The sequence below is a fragment of the Pseudomonas salomonii genome, from assembly GCF_900107155.1.
Classification (GTDB): Bacteria; Pseudomonadota; Gammaproteobacteria; order Pseudomonadales; family Pseudomonadaceae; genus Aquipseudomonas; species Aquipseudomonas salomonii.
In genome coordinates this window covers 192,572-214,021 of sequence record NZ_FNOX01000001.1, presented here as the reverse complement: position 1 = coordinate 214,021, position 21,450 = coordinate 192,572, and the positions used below count along the sequence as shown (strand labels likewise).

18 protein-coding genes are annotated in these 21,450 nt (G+C 54.6%); all 18 read left to right on the top strand.

Annotation, left to right across the window (positions count from 1 at the left end):
* Window positions 1-762: 762 nt before the first annotated feature.
* The 18 genes from BLV67_RS01080 to pilM all read left to right on the top strand — a co-directional run bounded on the left by BLV67_RS01080 (window position 763) and on the right by pilM (window position 20,805).
* Window positions 763-1,488, top strand: coding sequence for a PFL_4669 family integrating conjugative element protein (locus BLV67_RS01080; RefSeq protein WP_060765247.1), 726 nt, complete (start codon window positions 763-765; stop codon window positions 1,486-1,488).
* Window positions 1,489-1,493: 5 nt separating this feature from the next.
* Entirely contained in the window at window positions 1,494-2,033 is a 540-nt protein-coding gene (locus tag BLV67_RS01075; RefSeq protein WP_069786028.1) for a DUF3158 family protein, read from the top strand.
* 15 nt (window positions 2,034-2,048) lie between these two features.
* A complete protein-coding gene (locus BLV67_RS01070; RefSeq protein ID WP_069786027.1) occupies window positions 2,049-2,504 on the top strand; it encodes a single-stranded DNA-binding protein in 456 nt (151 codons plus the stop codon).
* Window positions 2,505-2,605: 101 nt separating this feature from the next.
* Entirely contained in the window at window positions 2,606-3,049 is a 444-nt protein-coding gene (locus tag BLV67_RS01065) for a hypothetical protein (protein ID WP_069786026.1), read from the top strand.
* A gap of 60 nt (window positions 3,050-3,109) precedes the next feature.
* Window positions 3,110-3,307 (top strand): CrpP family ICE-associated protein, encoded by a 198-nt coding sequence (locus BLV67_RS01060; RefSeq protein WP_069786025.1) that lies wholly within the window; start codon window positions 3,110-3,112, stop codon window positions 3,305-3,307.
* 97 nt (window positions 3,308-3,404) lie between these two features.
* Window positions 3,405-5,309 (top strand): type I DNA topoisomerase, encoded by a 1,905-nt coding sequence (gene topA / locus BLV67_RS01055; RefSeq protein WP_069786024.1) that lies wholly within the window; start codon window positions 3,405-3,407, stop codon window positions 5,307-5,309.
* A gap of 110 nt (window positions 5,310-5,419) precedes the next feature.
* Window positions 5,420-7,300, top strand: a complete 1,881-nt coding sequence (locus tag BLV67_RS01050) for a hypothetical protein (protein ID WP_069786023.1) — start codon at window positions 5,420-5,422, stop codon at window positions 7,298-7,300.
* Complete coding sequence (locus BLV67_RS01045) at window positions 7,297-9,252, top strand: DEAD/DEAH box helicase (protein WP_069786022.1); 1,956 nt, start codon at window positions 7,297-7,299, stop codon at window positions 9,250-9,252. The genes BLV67_RS01050 and BLV67_RS01045 overlap by 4 nt, the downstream gene beginning before the upstream one ends.
* A 768-nt stretch (window positions 9,253-10,020) precedes the next feature.
* On the top strand, window positions 10,021-11,160 hold the full coding sequence (pilL2, locus tag BLV67_RS01040; RefSeq protein WP_069786021.1) for a PFGI-1 class ICE element type IV pilus protein PilL2: 1,140 nt from the start codon (window positions 10,021-10,023) through the stop codon (window positions 11,158-11,160).
* A complete protein-coding gene (gene pilN, locus BLV67_RS01035; protein ID WP_069786020.1) occupies window positions 11,160-12,968 on the top strand; it encodes a PilN family type IVB pilus formation outer membrane protein in 1,809 nt (602 codons plus the stop codon). The genes pilL2 and pilN overlap by 1 nt, the downstream gene beginning before the upstream one ends.
* 3 nt (window positions 12,969-12,971) lie before the next feature.
* On the top strand, window positions 12,972-14,303 hold the full coding sequence (gene pilO2 / locus BLV67_RS01030) for a type 4b pilus protein PilO2 (RefSeq protein WP_069786019.1): 1,332 nt from the start codon (window positions 12,972-12,974) through the stop codon (window positions 14,301-14,303).
* The gene (gene pilP, locus BLV67_RS01025) at window positions 14,293-14,862 is read left to right on the top strand and encodes a type IV pilus biogenesis protein PilP (RefSeq protein WP_069786018.1); all 570 of its coding nucleotides are present in this window, start codon (window positions 14,293-14,295) and stop codon (window positions 14,860-14,862) included. Before pilO2 ends, pilP begins: the two co-directional genes overlap by 11 nt.
* A gap of 12 nt (window positions 14,863-14,874) precedes the next feature.
* Window positions 14,875-16,434 (top strand): GspE/PulE family protein, encoded by a 1,560-nt coding sequence (locus BLV67_RS01020; protein ID WP_069786017.1) that lies wholly within the window; start codon window positions 14,875-14,877, stop codon window positions 16,432-16,434.
* Window positions 16,424-17,566: a type II secretion system F family protein gene (locus BLV67_RS01015; RefSeq protein ID WP_069786016.1), complete on the top strand. Its 1,143-nt coding sequence runs from the start codon at window positions 16,424-16,426 to the stop codon at window positions 17,564-17,566. The genes BLV67_RS01020 and BLV67_RS01015 overlap by 11 nt, the downstream gene beginning before the upstream one ends.
* Before the next feature lie 20 nt (window positions 17,567-17,586).
* Window positions 17,587-18,102 carry a type 4 pilus major pilin gene (locus tag BLV67_RS01010; protein ID WP_032905001.1) on the top strand — a complete coding sequence of 172 codons (516 nt, stop codon included), beginning with the start codon at window positions 17,587-17,589 and terminating at the stop codon, window positions 18,100-18,102.
* Window positions 18,103-18,112: 10 nt separating this feature from the next.
* Window positions 18,113-19,054, top strand: a complete 942-nt coding sequence (locus BLV67_RS01005) for an ATPase, T2SS/T4P/T4SS family (RefSeq protein ID WP_069786015.1) — start codon at window positions 18,113-18,115, stop codon at window positions 19,052-19,054.
* Window positions 19,044-20,309: a shufflon system plasmid conjugative transfer pilus tip adhesin PilV gene (gene pilV, locus BLV67_RS01000; RefSeq protein ID WP_069786014.1), complete on the top strand. Its 1,266-nt coding sequence runs from the start codon at window positions 19,044-19,046 to the stop codon at window positions 20,307-20,309. Before BLV67_RS01005 ends, pilV begins: the two co-directional genes overlap by 11 nt.
* Window positions 20,310-20,364: 55 nt before the next feature.
* Window positions 20,365-20,805 carry a type IV pilus biogenesis protein PilM gene (gene pilM / locus BLV67_RS00995; RefSeq protein ID WP_069786013.1) on the top strand — a complete coding sequence of 147 codons (441 nt, stop codon included), beginning with the start codon at window positions 20,365-20,367 and terminating at the stop codon, window positions 20,803-20,805.
* The last annotated feature ends 645 nt before the right edge of the window (window positions 20,806-21,450 follow it).

The window sequence follows — 21,450 nt, the reverse complement described above, 5'->3', positions numbered from 1 at the left end:
CTGGAAACAGGGCCCGAGAGAAGACATTATCAGTCGGATTGAAATCAGTACAACGACAGTTATAGCGCTCACTCTAGACGCAATTGATGCCATCAGAGCTTCCGTAGATCTCTCTAGAGTCGGAGCTCGACCCGCGTAGCTAACATCGACCGAGGCAGACCCAGTAGCCCTAAACGCCGGATCCAGGAAGATATGTTAGACGGACAGTTACGACGCTAAGCAAGTGTTGCGGCCCGTAACACCCCGACAGGATCCAGCATCAGCGGAGGCCACCACGCAAGTGGTGCGACCCACACCGCCCGAACAAGATTCGGCATCTGTAGTGGTCGACGCTACGCAAGTGTTGCGGCCCGCAACACCCCAACAGAATCCGGTGCCAGCGGAGGCCACCACGCAAGTGGTGCGGCCCAAACCGCCCAGACAAGATTCGGCATCAGTGGTCGACGCTACGCAAGTGTTGCGGCCCGCAACACCTCAGCAGGATCCAGCATCGATGGTGGCAGTAATGTGAGTGGTGCGGCTCGCATCACCTTGCCATTAACCGATATCGTCCCCGACAGCAACACAAGTGATGCGGCCCGCATCACCCCGGAAGGATCCGGCATCAGTGAAGGCCATCAGCTCACTGGCGAGTTACAGCTCTTCTTATATAGAAGCATCAACAAATCCCCTTCCATCGGGCTACGCATTTAATGCTGCGTCTCCTATAACCAAATTGCAGCATTGGGCAAGTCAATCCTATTCCCAAGGAAACACTGCACCATGGCTGATAACTTCCGGCTCAACATCGGTTCACTGCGCAGCGATGTGAAGCTCACCCTTCACACTCACCATGCCGCTCGTATATGGATGGGGCGCCCTAAAAATGACCTCAAAGCCGGCATCATCGGTCTGTCGGGGTTCTGCACTGTCGTCAATCGAATGTCTCGTGGCGCCCAACAGGATGACCCCTACTCTGACTGGTGGATGATCCTCCTTGAAGAAAAGATTAACGACTCCAAGGAAGCGCTAAAGACCATCGAAGATCGCCTGGACACAGCCATGGCCTCTCTTCCGCCGGCCATCAGCATTAGCGAAAACCTCTCGATCCAGCCTGTCAGCCTCCCGCTGTACATCTCCAATCCCCTGGGATTTCAGGCTGTGTACCTCCTGACGAACTACGACGAAATTGTCAGACGCATTCTGCTGGCCCAGCACGTTGGCCTTGTCGGGCGGCACGATATGGAAACCTGGATTGATGAAGGCGCAGCGGTACTGCGGAGACTGTTTGGCCTGGCCCAGATCTATAAATACTCAGGCGCTGCTCGCGACGACTTTGCCGCAAACAATGCCAAAGCTGAAGCAGCCCGCAAAATGTACGAGCGCTACGGTGAGCTGCCACAGGACATCCTGGAAGGCACCCGCCGTTCGAATTTCGCTCCACCGATCATCCGCGGTCAGCAGCAAACCGAGACGGATGATCATCTCGATGACTCCGTTGAGGGTTAAAGAGCATGGGCCAGATTCCCTCCAATGAAGGGTCGCTGCAACAGACCGCCTTCCGGCCACTGCAACAGGAAGCCTTCCAGCGACTGCAACAGGCCGCCTCACTAAAAGGCCTTTTAAAGCCTTTTAAAGGTAAGGGGGAGCTGACCCAATTTGCCGATCTTTGCCGAGCTCAAGAATCGGACTTAAAAGCTCTTGCCCAGGAAGTGCTGAGCCAGGCCCGCCGATATCCATTCACCCTTGTTCCAGTGCGACTCACTGAACAGAACACCCAAGCCGGTACCCAGTTTCTGCGCTGGCAGAAAGTGACGGACCGTCGGATGGGCGTGGGAGTTTGGGCAGAGATGATGAGCTCACCCAGAACACCGGAATCCATGCTGCAGGACCTCTACGTGATGGAGCTGCAGCGCATCACCTTGAACATGCAAATGAGTTTGTTGCACTCGATTACCAAACAGGCCGCCGAGTGCGCCGAAAAAATGGGCCAGGCAGAGGCCGTGTACACCGCTCGACTGCAGCAGCTCACCAATCAAACGCAACATCCATAACGTCGGAGAACACTCATGTCCACACCCGTACAAGGCTGGGAAGGCAATATCGGCTCCACCCCGGAATTCAAAGAGTTCGCCAACGGCAACAAGGACCCACGAAGGCTCATGCGGGCCAACGTCTACTTCGACAACTCGATTCCGGACGGTAAAGGCGGATACGAAGATCGAGGGGGATTCTGGGCAAACGTCGAGTGGTGGCACAAAGATGCTGAACACTACTCGCACCTATTTCAGAAGGGCATGCGCGTGATCGTTTCCGGCCGAGCCGTAATGGATCGCTGGGAAAAAGACGGTGAGGAAAATGCAGCTCTGAAGGTTCAAGCCTCGCGGGTCGCCATCTTGCCGCACAGGATTGCGAGCGTGACCCTGTCACCTTCGCAGAGCCAAGGCAGCACGTCACGTGATCAATCCAGTCCGCAGCCTGCGCCTGATTTCGACGAATACCCGGACCCTGACCGTCCGTTCTGATTACAGGGGCTTAATTTCGGGCCCCAATCGTGAAGCTTGTGGTGGAGGGAAACCCTCAACGTCTTTCCCTCCCCAACCGTGAAGCCTTAAGGTGTATGACAATGCGGGACGATGATGAGATGAGGTGTCCAGATGGCTGGCTTCTGGTGGCTGCGGATCACCCCACTTTGGGGCGGCTGTACTGGCGGTACTGTGATGAAAGCGACGTAAACGCAGCAGACTACTACGGTATCACCGATAACATTCAACTCGCCTCCTGGATCAAAGCTGGTTGGCGTGATAAAGACGTCTGGGCGAATGACTATAGTGACATGAGCTCATTCGTCGCACGAAGATTCATACAAGAGCTTTTAAATCCGGATCGCTACGACACCAACTACTTCGAACTTTTCAACTGGGATGATGAGTCTGAGGATCTTGAGCTTCATGGCGATTTACACGATTTGCAACGTCGAAGTGGTCAATCTGTCGAGTTATTCGTACATTGGCTAAAGGCCGCCGATTGGTTCGACGCCCCGGCATCTGACTGTAACAATTTCCCGTAAAAAATCGCGCCATGCGCGGATCTGCTGGTAGATGAATTTTAGCATCGAGGAGCAACCGGCATGGGTGATAACGCCTTCTTGCCTAAAACCTCTGACAAGCGACATTCCAACAACCCTCACCTGACGGTTTTTGCCACTGGTGCGGCCGCTGCGCGGAAAGGGCTACGGGTGTATGACTGCCCTTACCAACACCCCGCTATGCGTGCGTCGTGGCTAAAGGGCTTTGCCCAGGCACAGCAGCTATCGCTGGACCTATAGCCACATAATGCCCTCCCCCACGCATTGACCATTTCCTATTGAAGCCCTACCTGCCTGACGCAACAGTCCCGCTCTGATTATTTGAGAGGGACACAACGTGAAGCTATTGATCATCGAAGCACCTGGTAAGCTGAAAAAGCTCCAGCCAATGATGAAGAAACTACGCCCAGGCGAAGACTGGCAGGTGGTTGCAAGTGGTGGGCACATCCGCGACCTGCCGGCCAAAGGTCAGGACGACAGCATGATCACCACCGGAGTACGTAAAAACTACACACCCGTGTATGAGATCCTGGATAAGAGCGCCAGGGCCGTCAAAACCATCAAGGCAGCAGCGAAACAGGCCAGTGAAATTTACCTCGCAACCGACCCTGATCGTGAAGGTGAAAGCATCAGCTGGCACATCCAGCAGGTACTGGCGGTCAAATCCTACAAACGCATTACCTTCAACGAGATCACTCTCAAGCGCGTTGAAGAGGCACTGGCCAATCCTCGACAAATCGATCTGAACAGAGTTGCCTCACAGGAATGCCGGCGTGTGCTTGACCGCTTGGTGGGGTACCTGGTGACCCAAGAGTTGCGGCGCCTGATGGGCAAACCTACTTCCGCTGGCCGCGTTCAATCACCCGCCGTGTTTCTTGTGGTCTTGCGCGAACGCGAGATCCGCAACTTTCAGGTGATCAATCACTTTGGCGTGCGTCTGTTCTTTGCCGATGTAAGTCGGGGCACCACTTGGTATGCCGAGTGGCAACCGGTACCGGATTTCGCAAGCAAGGACTTCCCCTATGTTCAGGATAGCAACCTGGCTCAGCACGTCGCCGGCACTCGAAATGTGGTCGTCGAGTCCTGCGAGGATCGCAAGGCCGAGCGTCATCCTCCTGCACCATTCATCTCATCCACTCTTCAACAGGCCGCCAGCAACGCGTTGAAATGGGATCCGGACAAAACCATGCAGGTGGCCCAGCGCTTGTACGAGCAAGGCGTGATCACTTATCACCGGACGGACAACCCCAATGTTCCGGATGAAGCCATGGACGATATTCGAACGGTTGCTAAAGCCCTCGGGATGACGGCCGTCGACGAACGGAGGACGTTTAAGTCCGCGGAAGGCGCGCAGGAAGGCCACCCTGCCATCACACCAACATATTGGTCCGAAAGATCCGCCGGTGAAAACGATGACGAACTGGCCCTGTACAAGTTGATCTGGGTTCGGGCATTGGCCAGCCAGCTCGAAGCCGCCATCTACGACGTGCGCACTGCTAAGCTGCTCGCCATTGGTCCTGGCGGAAAAGCGCTGCGCTTCACTGCATCGGGCAAAACACTCTGCCACCAGGGATGGCTGAAGGTGCTCAAGGGCGATGATACGGATGAGGAGGAAGACGCAGAAGCAAACAACCCCGTGCCAGCGCTCACTCCAAAACAGATTCTGTCAGTCCACAGCGGCGAACTGCTCAAAAAGAAAACCCAACCACCTTCACGCTACACCAAGGCCAGCCTGATCAAGGAAATGGAACGGCGCGGTATCGGTCGTCCCAGTACATTCGCCTCGATCTTGAAGAACATCACCAACAAAGGCCTGATCGAGGAAAAGAGCCGCAAGCTGGTACCGGCGCAGCTAGGGGAGGAAACTATCGCGAAGCTGGAAGGGTTCTTCAGTTTCGTGGAGCTGGATTTTACGCGGGAGCTGGAGCGCGACCTGGACAAAATCGCCCAGGGCCAAGACACCTACGGCGCCGTCGTTGCACGTCTGCATAAGCGACTGGAAGAGGAACTGTCTCAGCAACGTGGAATGCCGAGTGTGGCCATGACCTCCGCGCCACGCGCAGCTGCATCTGGTGGTGCTTTCAACTGTCCGAAATGCAATCAGCCCCTCGCAAGGCGGCAGAAGAAAGGAGACGGTGGATATGACTTTTGGGGGTGCACGGGCTTCAAATCGAATGGTTGCAAGGTGAGTTTTCCAAACTTGAATGGCAAACCCGATCTCAATAAACCCAGAGGGGGTTGACCTCTGCCATTGTCGATACAAATCACCGTCAACGCCGTTACGCATTAACCCTGGAAGCCGACCGCGCCTATACCTGACATTCCTCTGCGAAATTGCAGAGGAGGTCATGGGTGAGCGAACAGAAGAGACAATCGGTGTTGGGACTGCGCCTCTTAGCGCCGAATCTGGAGAAGTTCTCTGACCGACAAATTGAAGTTGCTCAGACCTGGGCTTTGCATTTTAGCGTACCGCCCGCCCGACTGACCTCATTCATAGAAACCTACCTGAGTTCAACCGTTCACACTCGGTGCTGGTGCGTCACCCTGCCCTCACCAAATGATCAAATACGTCCAGTGTTGGCCAGAATCGGCGATCACCTCCAGTACTTCGATGGTCATCTGGTGAAGGCCTGCAAAATCACTGGCAAGGACCGCGTCCACAAGAAAAAACCCACCGCACTAGTGGCCCAGCAGCTCTTGCTCAGGTTTGAAAAACGCTGGTATGCAGACGTCCTCCTGACCTCTTTCTGCAGGTCGGCTGGAGAGAGGGCGCAAGACCTATCGATTGAAGATCTCGGGAGCTTCAATCGCAGTCGCTACGATGCAACGGTGAGCAACAATCGGTACTTCAATCCTCGAAACCGCTTTTACCTGAAGCAGATTGGCAGCACGCTGAAGCAGTTTTGCCAGTGCCTGGACCAGGAGCTTCTGTTCGCTATCCGTTCGGCGCAATGCCCTTCCCCAAAGCTCTATAACTGGCTGGCTCAAGGCGACCGGATACGCCGAATGCAGGCGCTTAAAGCTCAACCGGTGCTGGTCCCCCTCTTATTGTTGGTAAATCAGTGGCCGTGGCCGTGGGATGGTCAGCAACAGGTTTTCCTAGACAGTCCCTGGGAACAACTCCAAGAGTTTAGACCCACCTGGTGCGACGACACCTACTTGGTGGAATCCAGAGAGTGCCTGGTAGGCCGCATCGCGGACGCTGGCCTCCCACTTATCGACATCTTGGCATGGCTCTTACAAGCGCCAAGAACATCAGTTCGGTACTTGGGCCAACAACGCGTTTTTGATACCGGCAGCGCATTGACGCGAATAAGCCGAGAAGGTCCGGAGACCCCGTGGCATCGATTGGTGCTTGGAGCCTCAATGGGCAACCGCCGCCCCTCGACTAAGACGCACTGGAAGACTTTTTTTGCATTGCTGGATAAGATTCCCTATCAACTTTTGGAACATACAAAAGACTGGGGCAGGTTGTTCTCAGGATGCCCGATAGAGTGGTCCAACCCTGATTGGCCTCAAATTGCTGATCAGCTGCAAGATCTGAATGATGTTTTTAATAGCATTGATGAAAGCCACGGACCCGATGCCCGTGAAGCACTGCAAAAACTCAAAAGCTTCATTGCTACTGCAACTTATCACCAGATCGCCAGCTTGGTAGATGGCTTCCACCTGGCATTGATAGACATACGTGAAGCTCTTGATGCCGCAGATCCGCAAACAAAAACAGACTCTTTAACTCCGTGGAGACCGCTGCTTAGTTCAAACGACACACCACTCGTAAGCCCGAATGGGCTGCAAATTGTCGAGCTGACATGCCCAGCGGACCTTGATGCAGAACATCGAGCGCTGGGCCATTGCATTGATGGTTACGACTACAGCGCTTATCGGGGCAACTGTCGTCTTTTTTCAGTACGCGAAAACGGGCAATCATTGGCCTCTGCCGAAATCCAAATGGATGAGAGTGCCTGGGGCGAGACACCGGCAACATTGACTCCTAAACACCTGGTCACGATACAACTGAGGGGGCTCCGCAATCGCACACCTAAATCGGGCTCAAGGGTTGACCGGGCTTACCAGTGGTTTTGGGCAAAGATCAAATCGGGTGAACTGGCCATCAATCTGGAATGGCCCGACCAAACCCTATCCATGTCTCGCTATACAAATCGAAACCGGAAACAACTACACGCTCAAGGGTGCGCGGAATGGATCAACCTGCGCCTGAGCAGAACATGAGCCGTCCGCGTCTCATAAACGGCCGGCAGGAACTGGTCGAAAAGGTGACCTTCGACGGCTATGACTTCGGGATCCTGCTGCAGTACGTCGAGGGGGCCAACCGCCTGTTTCTTGAGCGTGATGGTTTCTACATCCGTCGTGCGGAGCATCCACATCATCGATATTGGCGATTGCCGAAAGGCAAGTTATTGGACGACCTGAATCTGCTCTTTCACCGCCTGATGGAGTTGACCGAAAGCCGTTTCAACGAGAGCTGGCAGACCTTCTCCGCAAAATTTGCAGACGCGCAACAATCACCAGACCGGCAAGCATTCACCTGGGGTTTAACTTTCAGAATTGCCCCTCTGGCACAGGGCGGTGTTCTGCTGTCGGGCGATTATCACCCTGGCGCAGTCGCTGTATCACGGCGCATGCACGGCGTGTTCCTCGGTCAGTCCAAGTCTTGGCGCATTGACTCGACCGCCGAACTGGTGCGCTCCAACCTCATCCTAGAGCTTGGGCTTTCTGAAGATCAGTTCGAGATCCTCGACACCGTGCAGGAGCTGCTGACCGACGGATCTATTGTTCCAGCTGATGAAGTAACTCGCATTAGCCTCGGAGGTCCGCCCCAGGAGCGCGCTGCTCAGTCTGGTAACGATGACGTTTCAACCGACGTTTACCTTGCCGCTGTGCCATCGATCGAGCGGACCGAGTTCACCACTGAACAAATCGACCAGGCCCTGGCGAGTTATTCATTGCTCGGCCATCAACCAGCGGGCATCCGGCATCTGCTGCAACGGACCAGCGCATTGCTCGCCGATGATATGGGCCTAGGAAAAACACGTCAGGCCATCATCGCTGCCGCTATTCGAGCGGGAGACCGCCCCATCCTTGTCATCACTTTGTCGACTCTGATTATCAACTGGCAACGTGAAATCCAGATGGTGTATCCCGAAGCCAGAATAGGTCAGCAGGTATTTGATCCGTCGTTGCAGTGGACCATCATCAACTACGAGCGTTTGGGCGACTATGTCCTGCAGGCCGGCCATTTTGAAGTGATGATCATCGATGAGGCTCACCGTCTGAAAGAGCCCACCGCCGCGTGGACGCGCCATGGCTTCGACATTGCAGCCAAGGTTCCCAATCGCTATTTATTGACCGGGACTCCGGTGCTCAATCGAGAATCAGAACTTCACACGCTTCTACGACTGTCAGGGCACCCCGTTGGAAAGCTGTCACTGAAGGAGTTCTGCGAACAGTTCGCCGGCAGTCCGGAATTTCGCAAGAATCTTCGAGATGCGATTGGCGACTGGATGCTTCGTCGACGTAAAGACGTGCTCACAGATCTCAAGGGCAAGCAGCGTCAGACTTTGCCGGTAGAGCTTTCAGTCGAGGAACGTCGTGAATACGACCGGATACGCCTTGAAGACAGACCAAGTCTCGCCAGGCTCGGTTCATTGCGCCAATTGCTGGAGCAGGTGAAGGTTCGGGTCGTCATGGAGCTGCTGTGCGAACTGGATGTGGAAGACAAAGTCATCTTGTTCTGTGAGTTCAAGGACACTGTCAGCACCATGCGAGCGGAGTGCGAGCAAGCCGGATACGGTTGCGTTACTGTGGTAGGCAGTGACTCCCTCGGCAAACGCCAAAAAGCGATCGACCGCTTTCAAAGTGATCCTGACACCAGAGTGTTCGCTGCGACCACATCTGCCGCCGGTACCGGAAATAACCTGACTGCTGCCAACTATGTCATGTTCCTGGGGCTGCCCTGGACGCCAGGACTACAGGATCAGGCTGAGGATAGAGCCTACCGGAATGGGCAGCTACGCATGGTTGTGGTGAAAATCCCGCTGGTGGAGAACACCATTGATCAGATGCTATGGCAAATGCTGATGGATAAACGACAACTAGCGAGCGACCTGATAGAGCCGGATGCAGCGGCCAACGCAAGATCCGAACTGGTGAATTACTTATAAGCAGTTCATTAGGCTTTCCTCAAGTCTGGATTCCACAATATTCTTGTGCAGACAGCTTGGTTTAAGCACCCGCCTTATGTGTAAAATTCGCGAAGGTAGAAAAATTGTTATGGGGTAGTTATGAGAAGAACGTCTTTTCCAGTTAAGCTGTACTTTCTAGTAGCCACCGCCCTCATGTGTGCGCTATTTGCGCTCTTAAGCCGCTACGAGACACACCTCCCAATACGTGCCATTTTCAAGCTTGTTGGATTTGGAAATGCGAGCCTTGTTGAACACTTCACCACAGGCTTCGCGGTACCAGCTGCATTTGTAGCGATAATTCTATTCGCCACCTCCATTACAAATAAGCCACATTTCATAAAGTCGGAGATTCGAATATTGGCATTTGTGAAGTTTCGTAGATGGCTGACGACAAGGGTACGCCCCAGTTACCTCACCCATTGGACGGGTGCTTTAGCATGTAGTTATGTCCTGCTCTCCCTGCAATGGGAAATGGGCCAGGTTGCAGCTCATGGTTTTTTTCAGACGGATCAGTTCTGCATGGACCTTGGGGGAGCTGCAGCATTTTGCGTGAGCATGTGGGCTCTTCTTGAAAAAAACCGCAGGCGTGCGAAAACAAATCGATCATTTTCATTGGCGTAAGAAATCGCCGTTCTAGCAAAGCTAACGCTCGCTTAAAAACCTTACGACGCAGTTCTCTATTTCCTGCTGCGTCGTCTATGACTGGCTGTCACTGTGCCTCCATCATCAAAGGGGGCCTTTCGGCACATGATCAGGCACTTCACCACACTCTCCCTGCTCGCACTCGTCGCCAGTTGCGCAACTCATACGCCGCAGACGCCTAAGCCGGCGTTTGATAGTAGTCGTAACCCGGATATGTTGACGCCGGACCTCTACCCCAGCGGCGCCGTGCCTGAAAAGGAATCGGTCGTGCGCTACGGTCGTTACACCCTGGTCAGTACCTTGCCTGACTCGGGTCAACGTGACCTGATGGCTCAGATCATTGACATCAGCATTCCTGCCAACATGCAACCCAATGTGCGCGATGCCATGCAATACGTCGTCGACCGTTCAGGCTACACGCTGTGCTCGCCCGACACCGGTCACGTCAACATCCTTTACACACGACCACTCCCAGCGGCCCAGTACAAGCTAGGACCAATGACACTGCGTAACACGCTGCAAGTGCTCGCGGGTCCGGCCTGGCAGGTGAAGGTGGATGAAGTGAATCGCCAGGTGTGTTACGTACTGCGGCCTGGTTACCAGCTCCCGGATTCATCGCGACCTGTGCCAACACAAGTGGCAGCTGCCTCCACACCTTCAACTCCATTGCCTTCAACGACTCCGAAAAACACTACCAGCGGCGAAACGCCCAGTACCGTTGTCGTCGCCGCCGTACCGACACCGACGCCAATCAACACGGCTTCAGCGGCACCTACAGCAGCAACGCCAGTATCTACCCCAGCAGTACCCGCCAAGGATGGCTCCATTACGACCTCGTCAGGTAAGCCCACATCGAGCCAGACAGTCATCTCCCCAATCAAGGCTGCGTCCACTCAGACTGCAAGTATTGGAAAATCTGAAAACGTTGCCCCAAATACTTCCGTCGCGCCAAAGCCTGCTATCGCGGTGGTAACCGCTCAAAAGCCGCTGGCCCAGATATGGACGGCGTCCACTGGCTCAACCCTTCGGCAAACCGTAGAAGCCTGGGCGGCTAGGGCTAAGTGGACGCTAATTTGGAAGGTCGACGACTTGGATTACCCCATCGACGCCCCGCTTCGGTTTGAGGGCAGCTTTGAGGAGGCTATCAAAGAGATCTTTCCGCTGTACGACTCAGCCCCTCGCTCATTCGTCGTAGACGGCAGCCCAGCACAGTTGGTGCTTTACATCGCAGAGAGGAAAAAATGATGACTGCAGGCCTCTGGATCCGAGGCACAGCCTCATTGCTGATCATGACTCTGATCAGTTCCTGCTCACTGCAGCGGGTGAATGAGTCGGCCAGCCGTGCCGAAAACGACGCAGCGACCGCCTCTCAATACAGCCGCTTCCTTCGCAATCAGCAGCAAGAGCCTGCACGCGAAACCGTGGTATTCAGCGACAAGCCATGGGTCTCAAAACAACCCATGGTCGCCAAGCGCGGTTTGCCACTGTCCATGGATTGCGACATTACTTATCGCCCGTCTTATAACGTTGGGATCGCAGAGGTCGCGAACTACATCACGAGCGAGTGTGGCGTTCCAGTCATCGTGGCTCCAGATGCGATCGACCCAAGCGTTCTATCCATTCGTAATCAAGGTAACGCAGGATCTAATACGCCACCGGTTATGGCATCACCGGATAACCTGTCCAGTTTCATGCCAGCCGGTGTCATCGGCAACATGCCGAGCAACGCCCGATCTACGGGTATGGATGGTCTCTTTGCGACTCGTACGTTCCCAGTTAAGTACAGCGGCAAGCTTTCTGGTTTGTTGAATCAGGTGACCGCTCAACAAGGCCTGGCATGGAACTATTTATCCGATGATCGCAGCGTGCACGTTACCTACTTCGATACCAAAACCTTCGATGTCTGGGCGTTTGGTGATGATCAGGTCATCGAAAGCACCGTGAAATCCGGTTTGCTGACCTCCACTGGCAGTGGGAGCTCCGGAGGGGGCGGCGGATCTTCATCATCTGGCGCTTCGGGCGAGTCTGGCAGTAACCAGAGCACAACCGTCTCAATCAAGACATCACTGATCGGAGATATCGAAAAAAACGTCACGGCGATGCTCAGCCAACAACCACCAGGCCGGATGTTTCTCTCTCGGTCGACCGGCACATTGACGGTTAGCGACCGACCAGAGGTCCTTTCCAACGTTTCGAAATACTTGAGCTCGATCAACCGCAGCATCACTCGCCAGGTGCTGTTCAACGTCAAAGTCTTCGAGGTGACCCTCAGCGATAAGGACCAGAATGGGCTGGACTGGACCGCGGTCTATACCAACCTGAACAACAAGTGGGGCTTCTCCCTTAAAAATGCCACAACGGGCATTGGCGCAAATGCGGTCTCAGGCTCTCTGAGCATCTTGGACACCTCCAAGTCGCCCTGGGCGGGATCTAACTTGATCATAAAGGCACTGTCGGAGCAGGGCAGAATTTCAAATGTCCGTTCGCCGTCGGTGACCACGCTCAATTTGCAACCGGCCCCTATCCAGATCGGCAACGTCCAAAGCTACATCGCCTCGAGTTCGACAACTACGACCGCCTCTGTTGGATCGTCTACCTCACTGACCCCGGCGACGATCACCAGCGGTTTCAACATGATGTTGCTTCCACGGATTATTGATCAGGACAATCTGCTGCTGATGATCACCCTGAGCATGAGCAGCAAGCCCACCTTCACCCCCTTCACAAGCAATGGTTCAAGCGTTCAAACCGCCGATTACGACACCAAGAACCTGTCTCCCAAAGTCAAATTGCGTAGCGGCCAAACCTTGGTTTTGACCGGGTTTGAGGAGAACAGTGAAAACGCGACCAAATCCGGTGTCGGTGATCCTGGATTCTTCGGCCTGGGCGGTAGTCGCATCCGCAACACCGAGCACAATGTGTTGGTCGTGCTGATTACACCTGTTGTTGATAGCGACACTGGCAGCCCGAGCGCCCTGAATCTTCCAGCCGCCAACGATCCGTGGGGCTCTTGCCCCAGCCCTTTGCTGCGTTGCAGCGCATTCAAGGGGTAAGCCATGGTCGCGGAGATCGCCAAAAGCACTCGCTCGGCGCGCGTGCAGGTGCTGCAGCACAGAGGAAAATCGTTCGTCACAGGCCTACGCTGGCATCCATTGGGTAGCGTCACCGGCCACATGAAGGAAGCCCGGCAGTACGGCCGTGAACACCAGTTAGATATCGTCGCCATTCGCAGAACACCGGCAATCATTCAGGCTGGTTTCGTTGCGCGCAGCGACGAAGTCACCAAAGGCATGTACTCACTCGCAGCGACGCTCGCTGGTCAATTGGGAGACTCGTGGATTGCGGCCTGGAGAACGGACGCTGACCTCGACCAATATGCCCTTGTCGCGGTGTTTCAAGGTGGCGTGATCTCTGGCTGCGACATGATCGGCACCGGTGCCGAGGTTCGTCGTAGAGTCGTTCAGCAACGCAGTCGCGGCATCAACTTCGACCAAGAGTACCTGCCCACAGAGTTTGAAATGGGTGGTCAACCACTGGACGTGGAAGAGCTACTGCAACCCTCGCATCTGAAACGTGAATACCGGCTTCGACCACTTGTCTTTGGGCTATCCAAAGCGGAACTGGTGCAACTGGCGATTGTTGGTGCGCTGATCGCTGCTGGCACCATCGGGTGGCTTCAATGGCAGAGTCATCAGGACCTGATAGCCAAAGAAGCAGCTTTCCAGGCCGAACAACTTCGCCTGGCAGAGTTAGCCAGGCTGCAGCAAGAATCTGGCGTGGAGCAGTTGCCCCAGGCGCTGGAGCATCCTTGGGCTAAACGCCCTTCTGTCCAAGACTTCCTTGAGGGTTGCAGCAGCGGCATTTATCAGTCTCCCCTGTCCATCAAAGGCTGGTTGTTCACAAGTGCCGCCTGCGACGGTGCAAAGGTCTTGTCATCGTACAAACGCACGGGCAATAGCACAGCAGACGCTCTGATACAGGCAACACAGGGCCACTATGCTGATCGGCCGGTCTTCTTTGACGACGGCAATTCGGCCACGTTGAAGCTCGACATTTCCTTGCCAGCAGCCGGTGATGAACCTCTCAAGGAAGCGATCGTCATGCTGGCGAATTTGTCTTCCTGGCTGCACAACTTCGGCCAAAGCCCCGTTTTGAAAGAGGTGCCGGTCGTAGTGCCCATCCAGCCGGCATTACCTGGTCAGCCTGCTCCACCACCCCCACCACCTCCTCAATGGAAACAATTCGAGTTGCGCTACACCACGGGGATTACACCACTCGACTCTTTATCCGGCGCTCCAAGTCAGGGGCTTCGTCTTACAGAAATCAAAGCGGATTACAAAGCCGACCATCTTGAGTGGTCAGTTATAGGTGACCTATATGCGAAGTAAAATTCAGCAGTTTTTCTGCCTGGTTATTGCTGCCGGACCCTCTATTGGCTGGGCAGCGGAAAACAGTGTCTCCGGTGTCAACGTAGGAGAGCTGGCCATCGTTCAAAGTCAGACGATCCTCCTCAAAGCGCAGGCTGAAAGAGCTCAGGCTCAGCGGTCAATCAATGGCGATGACAACCATTCAACCGCTCAGTCACCGGCCTCATTCGTCCCTCAAGGCCTTCTCCCACCACCTATTACCGCCGCACGCGCAACTGATACCCAGCAAGAACTGCCTGTCGTCAAGGCCATATTCGGCTCCGCAAGACGGCTTCGTGCCACGTTGCTCTACAGCAGCGGATTTGAAGTGAACGCAGATGCCTTGTCGCGGGAACTCCCAGGAGGCTACCGAGTGGCGAACCTCACCGTAGACAGCGTGACACTGGAACGTGATGGCAAGCGCTTCCCCCTCGGGTTTTCCAATGTTCCACCGGGAAGCGCTTCCAGTACCAACAACCCCGTCTCCAGCAGTATCCCGCCGGCCTCCATGCTGCCCGGGTTGATCCAAGGTCAACGGTGAAGGTACGACCCAATGACGACTTTGACTGAAACACCAACTGAAGCAGAACCAGTCCTCGATGATGCCGCTGCCGCGCTGCTGAGTTCGCATCAGCAATTGCTCACTGCGCCTGGCGGATCTTTCGAGCTGAAACCGGAGTTACGTCAGCTGTGCGCATTGACCAGCGATGGAATTCTGTATGTGTCCGCCCAGCACCAAACGGATGCCTATGTCATGGCATTCGAGGATGAGTTGGAACACAAGAATCATCAGTTTGAAGTAAAGATCTGCCCGATGAGCACGATCAAGGCGCTCTACCAGGCGAATGACGACGCGAATGGTAGAGCCCTCTCGACCACCGAGACCAAACGCCAGGCGCAGGTCGTACAGCTGCTAGGCAAGGCCCACAGGGATAATGCAAGTGATGTTCACTTTGTGGTGGGCCACGACATCACCAGGATCTTCTTTCGTATCCACGGGCTCTTGTGGGAAGCAGAGCAGCATCAAAGTCAGGTGGGTCTTGAGCTCTGCTCATCCCTCTACAACAGCATGTGTGATGTTGCGAAAGACCACTACCAACCACAAGTCAGTCAGGACGCACGTATCAAACGATCCTACGTGGATCAACTTGGTCTGTTTGGTGCTCGGGTTGCCACCAGGCCGCTCGTAGAGGGTCCTTTGATGGTTCTGCGTCTGCTGTATGACGACAAAACCAAAATGACCCTTGAGGCTCTCGGTTTTCTCCCTGAACAAATTGAGGCGTTCAGCCGTATCCGAAGCTTTCCTTATGGCGTGAACTTGGTCACCGGTCCCACAGGCTCCGGCAAATCCAAGACTCAGCAGGTCAACCTAAACCTGCTCTATGAAGAGTGTGGTGGCACAAAACACATTTTGACCATGGAGGATCCGCCCGAATATCCAATCATGGCCAACCAGTCCCCTTTGGGCTCAGGAGAAACCTGGAGCGACGGCATCACCAACACGATGCGACTCGACCCGGACGTCCTGATGTATGGGGAAATCAGAGACCTGGCATCGGCCCAAGCGGCTTTCCGTGGCGGGATGACCGGGCACCTGGTGTCTTCTACTTTGCACACCAATAACTCGGTGGCAGGGCTTCAGCGGCTAATTGATATGGGGGTAGACCGCTACCTTGTGACAGATCCCGCGTTGATGACCAGCATCGTCAATCAGTCCTTGCTTCCCGTGCTATGCCCCCACTGTCGTGTACCTGCCGCAGCTCACCTGGACCAGCTCAACGGTGCATTGGCGCAACGCCTACGCGTCCTGGATGCGGTCGATCTGACCTATCTCAAAGGCCCTGGGTGCCCTCAATGCAAAGGTTTGGGTGTCGTTGATCGTACGGTAGCCGCGGAGGCGCTCATCACCGACAACAATTTCATGCACGTTTTCAATAAAAAAGGGGCCAGTGCAGCACGTCGTTACTGGGTGAAGGAAATGGGCGGCATCACTAAAACTGCCCACACAATCCTCAAGCTCAAACAAGGTTTGGTAGATCCACGTCACGCCGAAATGATGGTGGGGCCCTTGGACTTTGACCGGCAAACCCTGGAGCTCGCCCATGCTGAGTGAAGTCAGAGCCGTGCTAAACCGCTGGGCAGAAACCTTCTACGCCAAACAGTTCGGCAAGAACGAGCGAATTCAATTTTATGAAAGCCTTATGGGCATCCATGGGGATGGCGTTCAACTTGAGGATGCCCTGAATACTGTTGCGCGAGCATTCAGTGATAACGGCCAAAAACGGCATCCCGTGTCGATTGCCTGTCGTGAAATCGCGCAATCGGTCAAAGGAGGTAAGTCGTTCAGCGTGTCATGCGAAGGCTGGGTGCCTTATGACGAAAACTCACTGATCGCTTCCGGGGAAGATACCGGCAACCTGGTGCAGGCCTTTAGAGACTGCGTGAGGATCATTGAAATACGCCAGAGGATCGGCAAGCTGGTGGCCTCAGCCACAGTTTACCCTTCGGTGGTGTGGAGCGTTATGGCAGCGCTGCTTTACGTCATCGCCATGTGGATGGTGCCTTCAATGACAAAGCGCTCCAATCCCGATGCCTGGACAGGTGTGCCGGCGTTTCTCTACGCCCTATCGAATTTCGTGACCCACTACGGACTGGTGACGCTGATCGCGGTCGTCATCTTCATCCTCGTATCGATCTTCACCCTGCCTGTGTTTTGCGGACTTCAGATCACGGCCGCCAGCCCGTCATGGAAGCTACAGTTGAACAAATTGCTCCAGGTCCTGAGAGTCCGAGCAGAGCGCCTTCCCCCTTGGTCGGTCTACAAGGCGCTTCACGGTTCCATCTTTTTGCTCAACATGGCCGTGATGTTGCGCTCGGGCATCAACCAGCTCGATGCATTGAAGTCGCTGCAGCGCAACGCCTCTCCGTGGCTCAAGGAACGGTTGAGCGCCATTCATTACGGCGTCAGTGCCGGCAAAAACTTCGGTACCGCCTTGAAACTTGCAGGCCATGAGTTTCCAGACCCAATGGCCATGCATTTTCTTGAAGTGCTCGCCACCCGCAAAGGCTTCGCCGAGTCGATGGAAAGGTTTTCCAACCGTTGGCTGGAGCAAACGCTCCAGCGTGTCGAGGCCATCGCGAAGTCGCTTATTGGGGTGTCCTCGATGGCCATGGGAATCATGATGATTCTGGTGGTGATCGGCATCTTCCAGTTGGCCGGCAATGTGACAGAAACGCTTAAATAAACCCAAATGAGGTCGTAAAGATGAGAACTAATACCCGCCAAAACCAACGCGGATTTCTTTCCCTGGACGGGATGTTCTGGCTGATGCTGATCGCCGTGGCACTCGGTTTTATCGTGTTCATGGGGTACAGGACGTTCGGCAGCTCGGACGTCACCATCGAACAGAGCAACCTGGGCACCTTGCTGAGCAATACAAAAAGGCTGAAAAGCACAACTGGGTACGCAACAGCCGGTACCAACCTGGCCCCGTCTTTGATCAACCTGGAGGCCACGGGCGGTATGAGCATTAACGGCAACGCCTTATCCAACCGTTGGAACGGGGCCGTTACTGTGACCAGTAATGGTATGACCTTCACCATCACCGAATCCAACCTTCCTAAGAATGCCTGCATCACGCTTGCGTCCAACATGGCCAAGGACAAACAGACCACGACGGCGATCAACGGTGGTACTGCCATTGCCGGCGAAATCACAGCGGTAGCCGCTGCGACCAGTTGCTCATCGGATGCCAATACCATCGCCTGGACTTCGTACTAAGGAGTCCAGTGTGAGCGTGATCTCCGAAGCAGAATTCGTCGACCTGTACCTAGGCGACGGTTTTGCCGACGCAAAAGGCCTACCGGGACAGGCGCGAAGGGTTGAAGCACCTGTCGAGTGGCGAACATCGCTTGAGCGCTTACGTATGCAATGTGAAGCGAAATACGCCGAGACTCAGGATCCTGAGTTCGCTCTGATTGAAGATGGAGTGGTCCTTCGCGTCACCCAGCTACTGGACTTAAACGGCAAGCCCGTTTTCGTCCTGAGCAAATCATCGGTTCAGATCCGCCCCTTGGACATGTTGGGCTTGCCTGATTACCTCCAGGATGAACTGATGAGTGAAACAGTTCGTGGCCTGATTTTTATCTGCGGCGAAATGGACTCTGGGAAAACTTCCAGCGCGGCCTCGCTGGTAAAAGCGCGTCTAGAAACCTGGGGGGGGATTTGTGTCGCTGTGGAGGATCCACCGGAACCCTATTTGAACGGTCAACACGGCAATGGACGCTGTATCCAGGTTCCAGTCTCACGCAGGATGGGCGGCTACGAGGAAGCATTGATATTGGCATTACGCACCCGAGCCGATTTGTTGTTTGTCGGTGAGATTCGCGACAGTGCAACCGCCGCACAAGTTATCCAGGCGTCCATCAACGGGCACCTGATTATTTGCACCGGCCATGCCGGCAGCGTCACTCAAGGTATTGAGCGTATATCAGCCCTAGCTCAGCCCCTGCTGAATAACGCCCGTGAATTACTTTCCAAAGGGCTTGTAGCCGTCATTCACCAGGCTTTGTCGACGGGCAGTGAAGGCAGTCGTCGACTGACACTGCAGAGCCTGCTCTTTACGGGAGCTGACAGTGCCAGCATTCGAGAAAAAGTCCATGCAGGGAAGACCACACTGCTGGAACAAGATATCGCCCACCAATCATCAAGGAGCCTCTGGAATGACCAGTAAAAATAAACAGCGAGGCTTCCTAAGCCTGGATATGGCAATCGGATTGCTCGTATTTGGTGTCGTTGTGACTTTGGCGATGGTATGGCAAATCAAACAAATGGATGCCCAGGATTATCGAATTGCGGCCGATCAACAGCGAACAATTTCAGAGGCCCAGGCTAAGTACCTGAAAGATAATTTCAACGTAGTACTCGCCAACGCGTCGGCGACCGTGCCAGTGCAAATTACGGTGCCGATGCTCATCAACGCTAACTACCTGCCTGCCGGTTACAGTTCCACCAATGTTTTCGGGCAGACCATCCTAGGCCTTGCCCGAAAACCAAATCCCAATCAGCTAGAAGCGATTGTCGTCACCACGGGCGGACAGACGCTCCCAGAAATGGGGGGCCGTGCCATTGCTGAAAACCTTGGAGGACCTGGTGGTTTTATATCTACATCCAACCCGAACGTCGTTCAAGGCATCCGCGGTGGCTGGCAAGTCGCGCTGAGTAATTACTCCATTGCGCCTGGGCCAGGCCACACCGCCAGTGCACTGTTTCTCATGGACGGCGCCTTGGCCAACGACTACTTGTATCGAAATGCTGTGCCAAACCACCCTGAGCTCAACACGATGAATACTGACCTCGGTATGGGCAACCACAACATTAATAATGCGGGGAGCATCTCCGCCTCTGGCAACGTTACGACTGGTGCCGACGTGACAGCGCGCAACGTCACAGCCACGGCGAATGTGAACGCGGCGAACGCGAACGTCACGGGCGAAACGTACACGGGTGGATGGTTCAGAACTCGGGGCGACACTGGCTGGTACAGCGAAAAATGGGGAGGTGGTATCTATCAGAACAGCCCCGATTGGGTCCAGGTGTACAACGACAAAAACTTCTCCACAGGCGGCCAGCTTTGGGGTGGAAAGATCACTTCAACCGGCAAAATAACTGCCTACGATCGAATCGCTACCAACGAATTCATCTCCGTCGGTGGACTTGCTACAGAAGGTTCCGCCTGCAGCGATCGCACGCTCATTGCAAAGAGTGCAGTGGGAATAATGCTCTCTTGTCAGCAAGGTGTATGGACAGCGAATAAGGGCGATCCAGCTGGTGTAGGAACTGGTTTCATGACAGGCATCGCAGGGCAGTATGTAAACAGAATCACTGGGGGCTATAGCTGCCCGACTGGATTAGTCCCAAACTTAATTGGAGGTATCCAAATTGGTGGCTGCAACCCTTGTTTGAGTTATTCCTGTAGCAAGCCGTAGACCAATCAGCAGCTTGCCAGCTCGCTGATTGAATTAGTTACAAGGAGCGATGACCATGACATTGAATTGGGCTGTTTTGATGATTCTGATCATTGCAACGGGGATCTTGATGGAAACCCAACAGCAAGCGCAAACCGCTTCCGACTTCGCCACTATTGATTCGCTAGGACGCAACTTTCTGATTTACCGATCCGCTGCCGCTGGATTCGCGCAGTCCAATCCAAGCTTTTCTGGAAGACCTGATGACGCTGCACTGAACCTGCCGACGTGGTTTGTGAAACCGCTCGGTATTGAGGCCTACATCAATGCCGGAACAACCTACACCTTTTACAACGGCACTGCGCCGGCAGGGATGCCCTCGACGCTGGTCGATCTGACTCAGTCGACTACTGTTGGCGTAAATCGCGCGGGAGTGCTTGTCTCCCCGAAAGCTGGAGTGACTGGTATCCCGATTCCATCTGTTATACCTGACGGTGCCGTCACTGCAGTGAACTGACCAAAGCCCAGGTCAACACTGGCTATGTTGCATATCGCCCAGCCTAACAACATAATGCACGCAACAACGTTTCCACCCCGTTGGCTACTGGCGGTCATCAGTAGCGCCCGGAGATGCGGTTCGCCTCATCTCCATCCCCAAAGCACGCTGAGCTCCGGGAAGGGCGTGCGGATCTGGTTCAAAGCTCTCCCTGTGTCTCCCTGTTCAAGCCAGACACGCAGCCGTCTAACTCGTGAATTGCGAGTTCAAAGGCACAAAGAGCTTTGTTGAGGTTCGAAGCACAGTAATCTCAGGGCCACACTGGTGTTGTGGCCCACATTTTTTAAAGCTCACACAATGGGTAGCCTGATGATCTTGTGAAGGATTATCAGGCTACCCCTTGGTAGCTGCTTTTCCCTGCCGGTGGCCCGCCGGCGAAACGCAGGGCTCCCTTTGTGCGCGGATGCGTGCCTTATGCTAGCTGGCCTCAGCCACGATAATCGGCCAGGTGTTGGAAGTAAGACGTTCAGATCACAGCCCAGGGATCAATAACGCCTTCATCCCGCACAGGTGGTATTTTTTTCTTAAAGACGCTTCTTACTACATCCGAGAGTGACTGTTGACCCAGCTACTCTCGGTAGCTTCTCCTGTCGACCTGAACCTGTT

What these genes read in the sequence shown, in the direction of transcription:
- BLV67_RS01080 (WP_060765247.1), top strand. Translation starts at nt 763, where the DNA reads ATGGCTGATAACTTCCGGCTCAACATCGGTTCACTGCGCAGCGATGTG.
- BLV67_RS01075 (WP_069786028.1), top strand. Translation starts at nt 1,494, where the DNA reads ATGGGCCAGATTCCCTCCAATGAAGGGTCGCTGCAACAGACCGCCTTC.
- BLV67_RS01070 (WP_069786027.1), top strand. Translation starts at nt 2,049, where the DNA reads ATGTCCACACCCGTACAAGGCTGGGAAGGCAATATCGGCTCCACCCCG.
- BLV67_RS01065 (WP_069786026.1), top strand. Translation starts at nt 2,606, where the DNA reads ATGCGGGACGATGATGAGATGAGGTGTCCAGATGGCTGGCTTCTGGTG.
- BLV67_RS01060 (WP_069786025.1), top strand. Translation starts at nt 3,110, where the DNA reads ATGGGTGATAACGCCTTCTTGCCTAAAACCTCTGACAAGCGACATTCC.
- BLV67_RS01045 (WP_069786022.1), top strand. Translation starts at nt 7,297, where the DNA reads ATGAGCCGTCCGCGTCTCATAAACGGCCGGCAGGAACTGGTCGAAAAG.
- pilL2 (WP_069786021.1), top strand. Translation starts at nt 10,021, where the DNA reads ATGATCAGGCACTTCACCACACTCTCCCTGCTCGCACTCGTCGCCAGT.
- pilN (WP_069786020.1), top strand. Translation starts at nt 11,160, where the DNA reads ATGACTGCAGGCCTCTGGATCCGAGGCACAGCCTCATTGCTGATCATG.
- pilO2 (WP_069786019.1), top strand. Translation starts at nt 12,972, where the DNA reads ATGGTCGCGGAGATCGCCAAAAGCACTCGCTCGGCGCGCGTGCAGGTG.
- pilP (WP_069786018.1), top strand. Translation starts at nt 14,293, where the DNA reads ATGCGAAGTAAAATTCAGCAGTTTTTCTGCCTGGTTATTGCTGCCGGA.
- BLV67_RS01020 (WP_069786017.1), top strand. Translation starts at nt 14,875, where the DNA reads ATGACGACTTTGACTGAAACACCAACTGAAGCAGAACCAGTCCTCGAT.
- BLV67_RS01015 (WP_069786016.1), top strand. Translation starts at nt 16,424, where the DNA reads ATGCTGAGTGAAGTCAGAGCCGTGCTAAACCGCTGGGCAGAAACCTTC.
- BLV67_RS01010 (WP_032905001.1), top strand. Translation starts at nt 17,587, where the DNA reads ATGAGAACTAATACCCGCCAAAACCAACGCGGATTTCTTTCCCTGGAC.
- pilV (WP_069786014.1), top strand. Translation starts at nt 19,044, where the DNA reads ATGACCAGTAAAAATAAACAGCGAGGCTTCCTAAGCCTGGATATGGCA.
- pilM (WP_069786013.1), top strand. Translation starts at nt 20,365, where the DNA reads ATGACATTGAATTGGGCTGTTTTGATGATTCTGATCATTGCAACGGGG.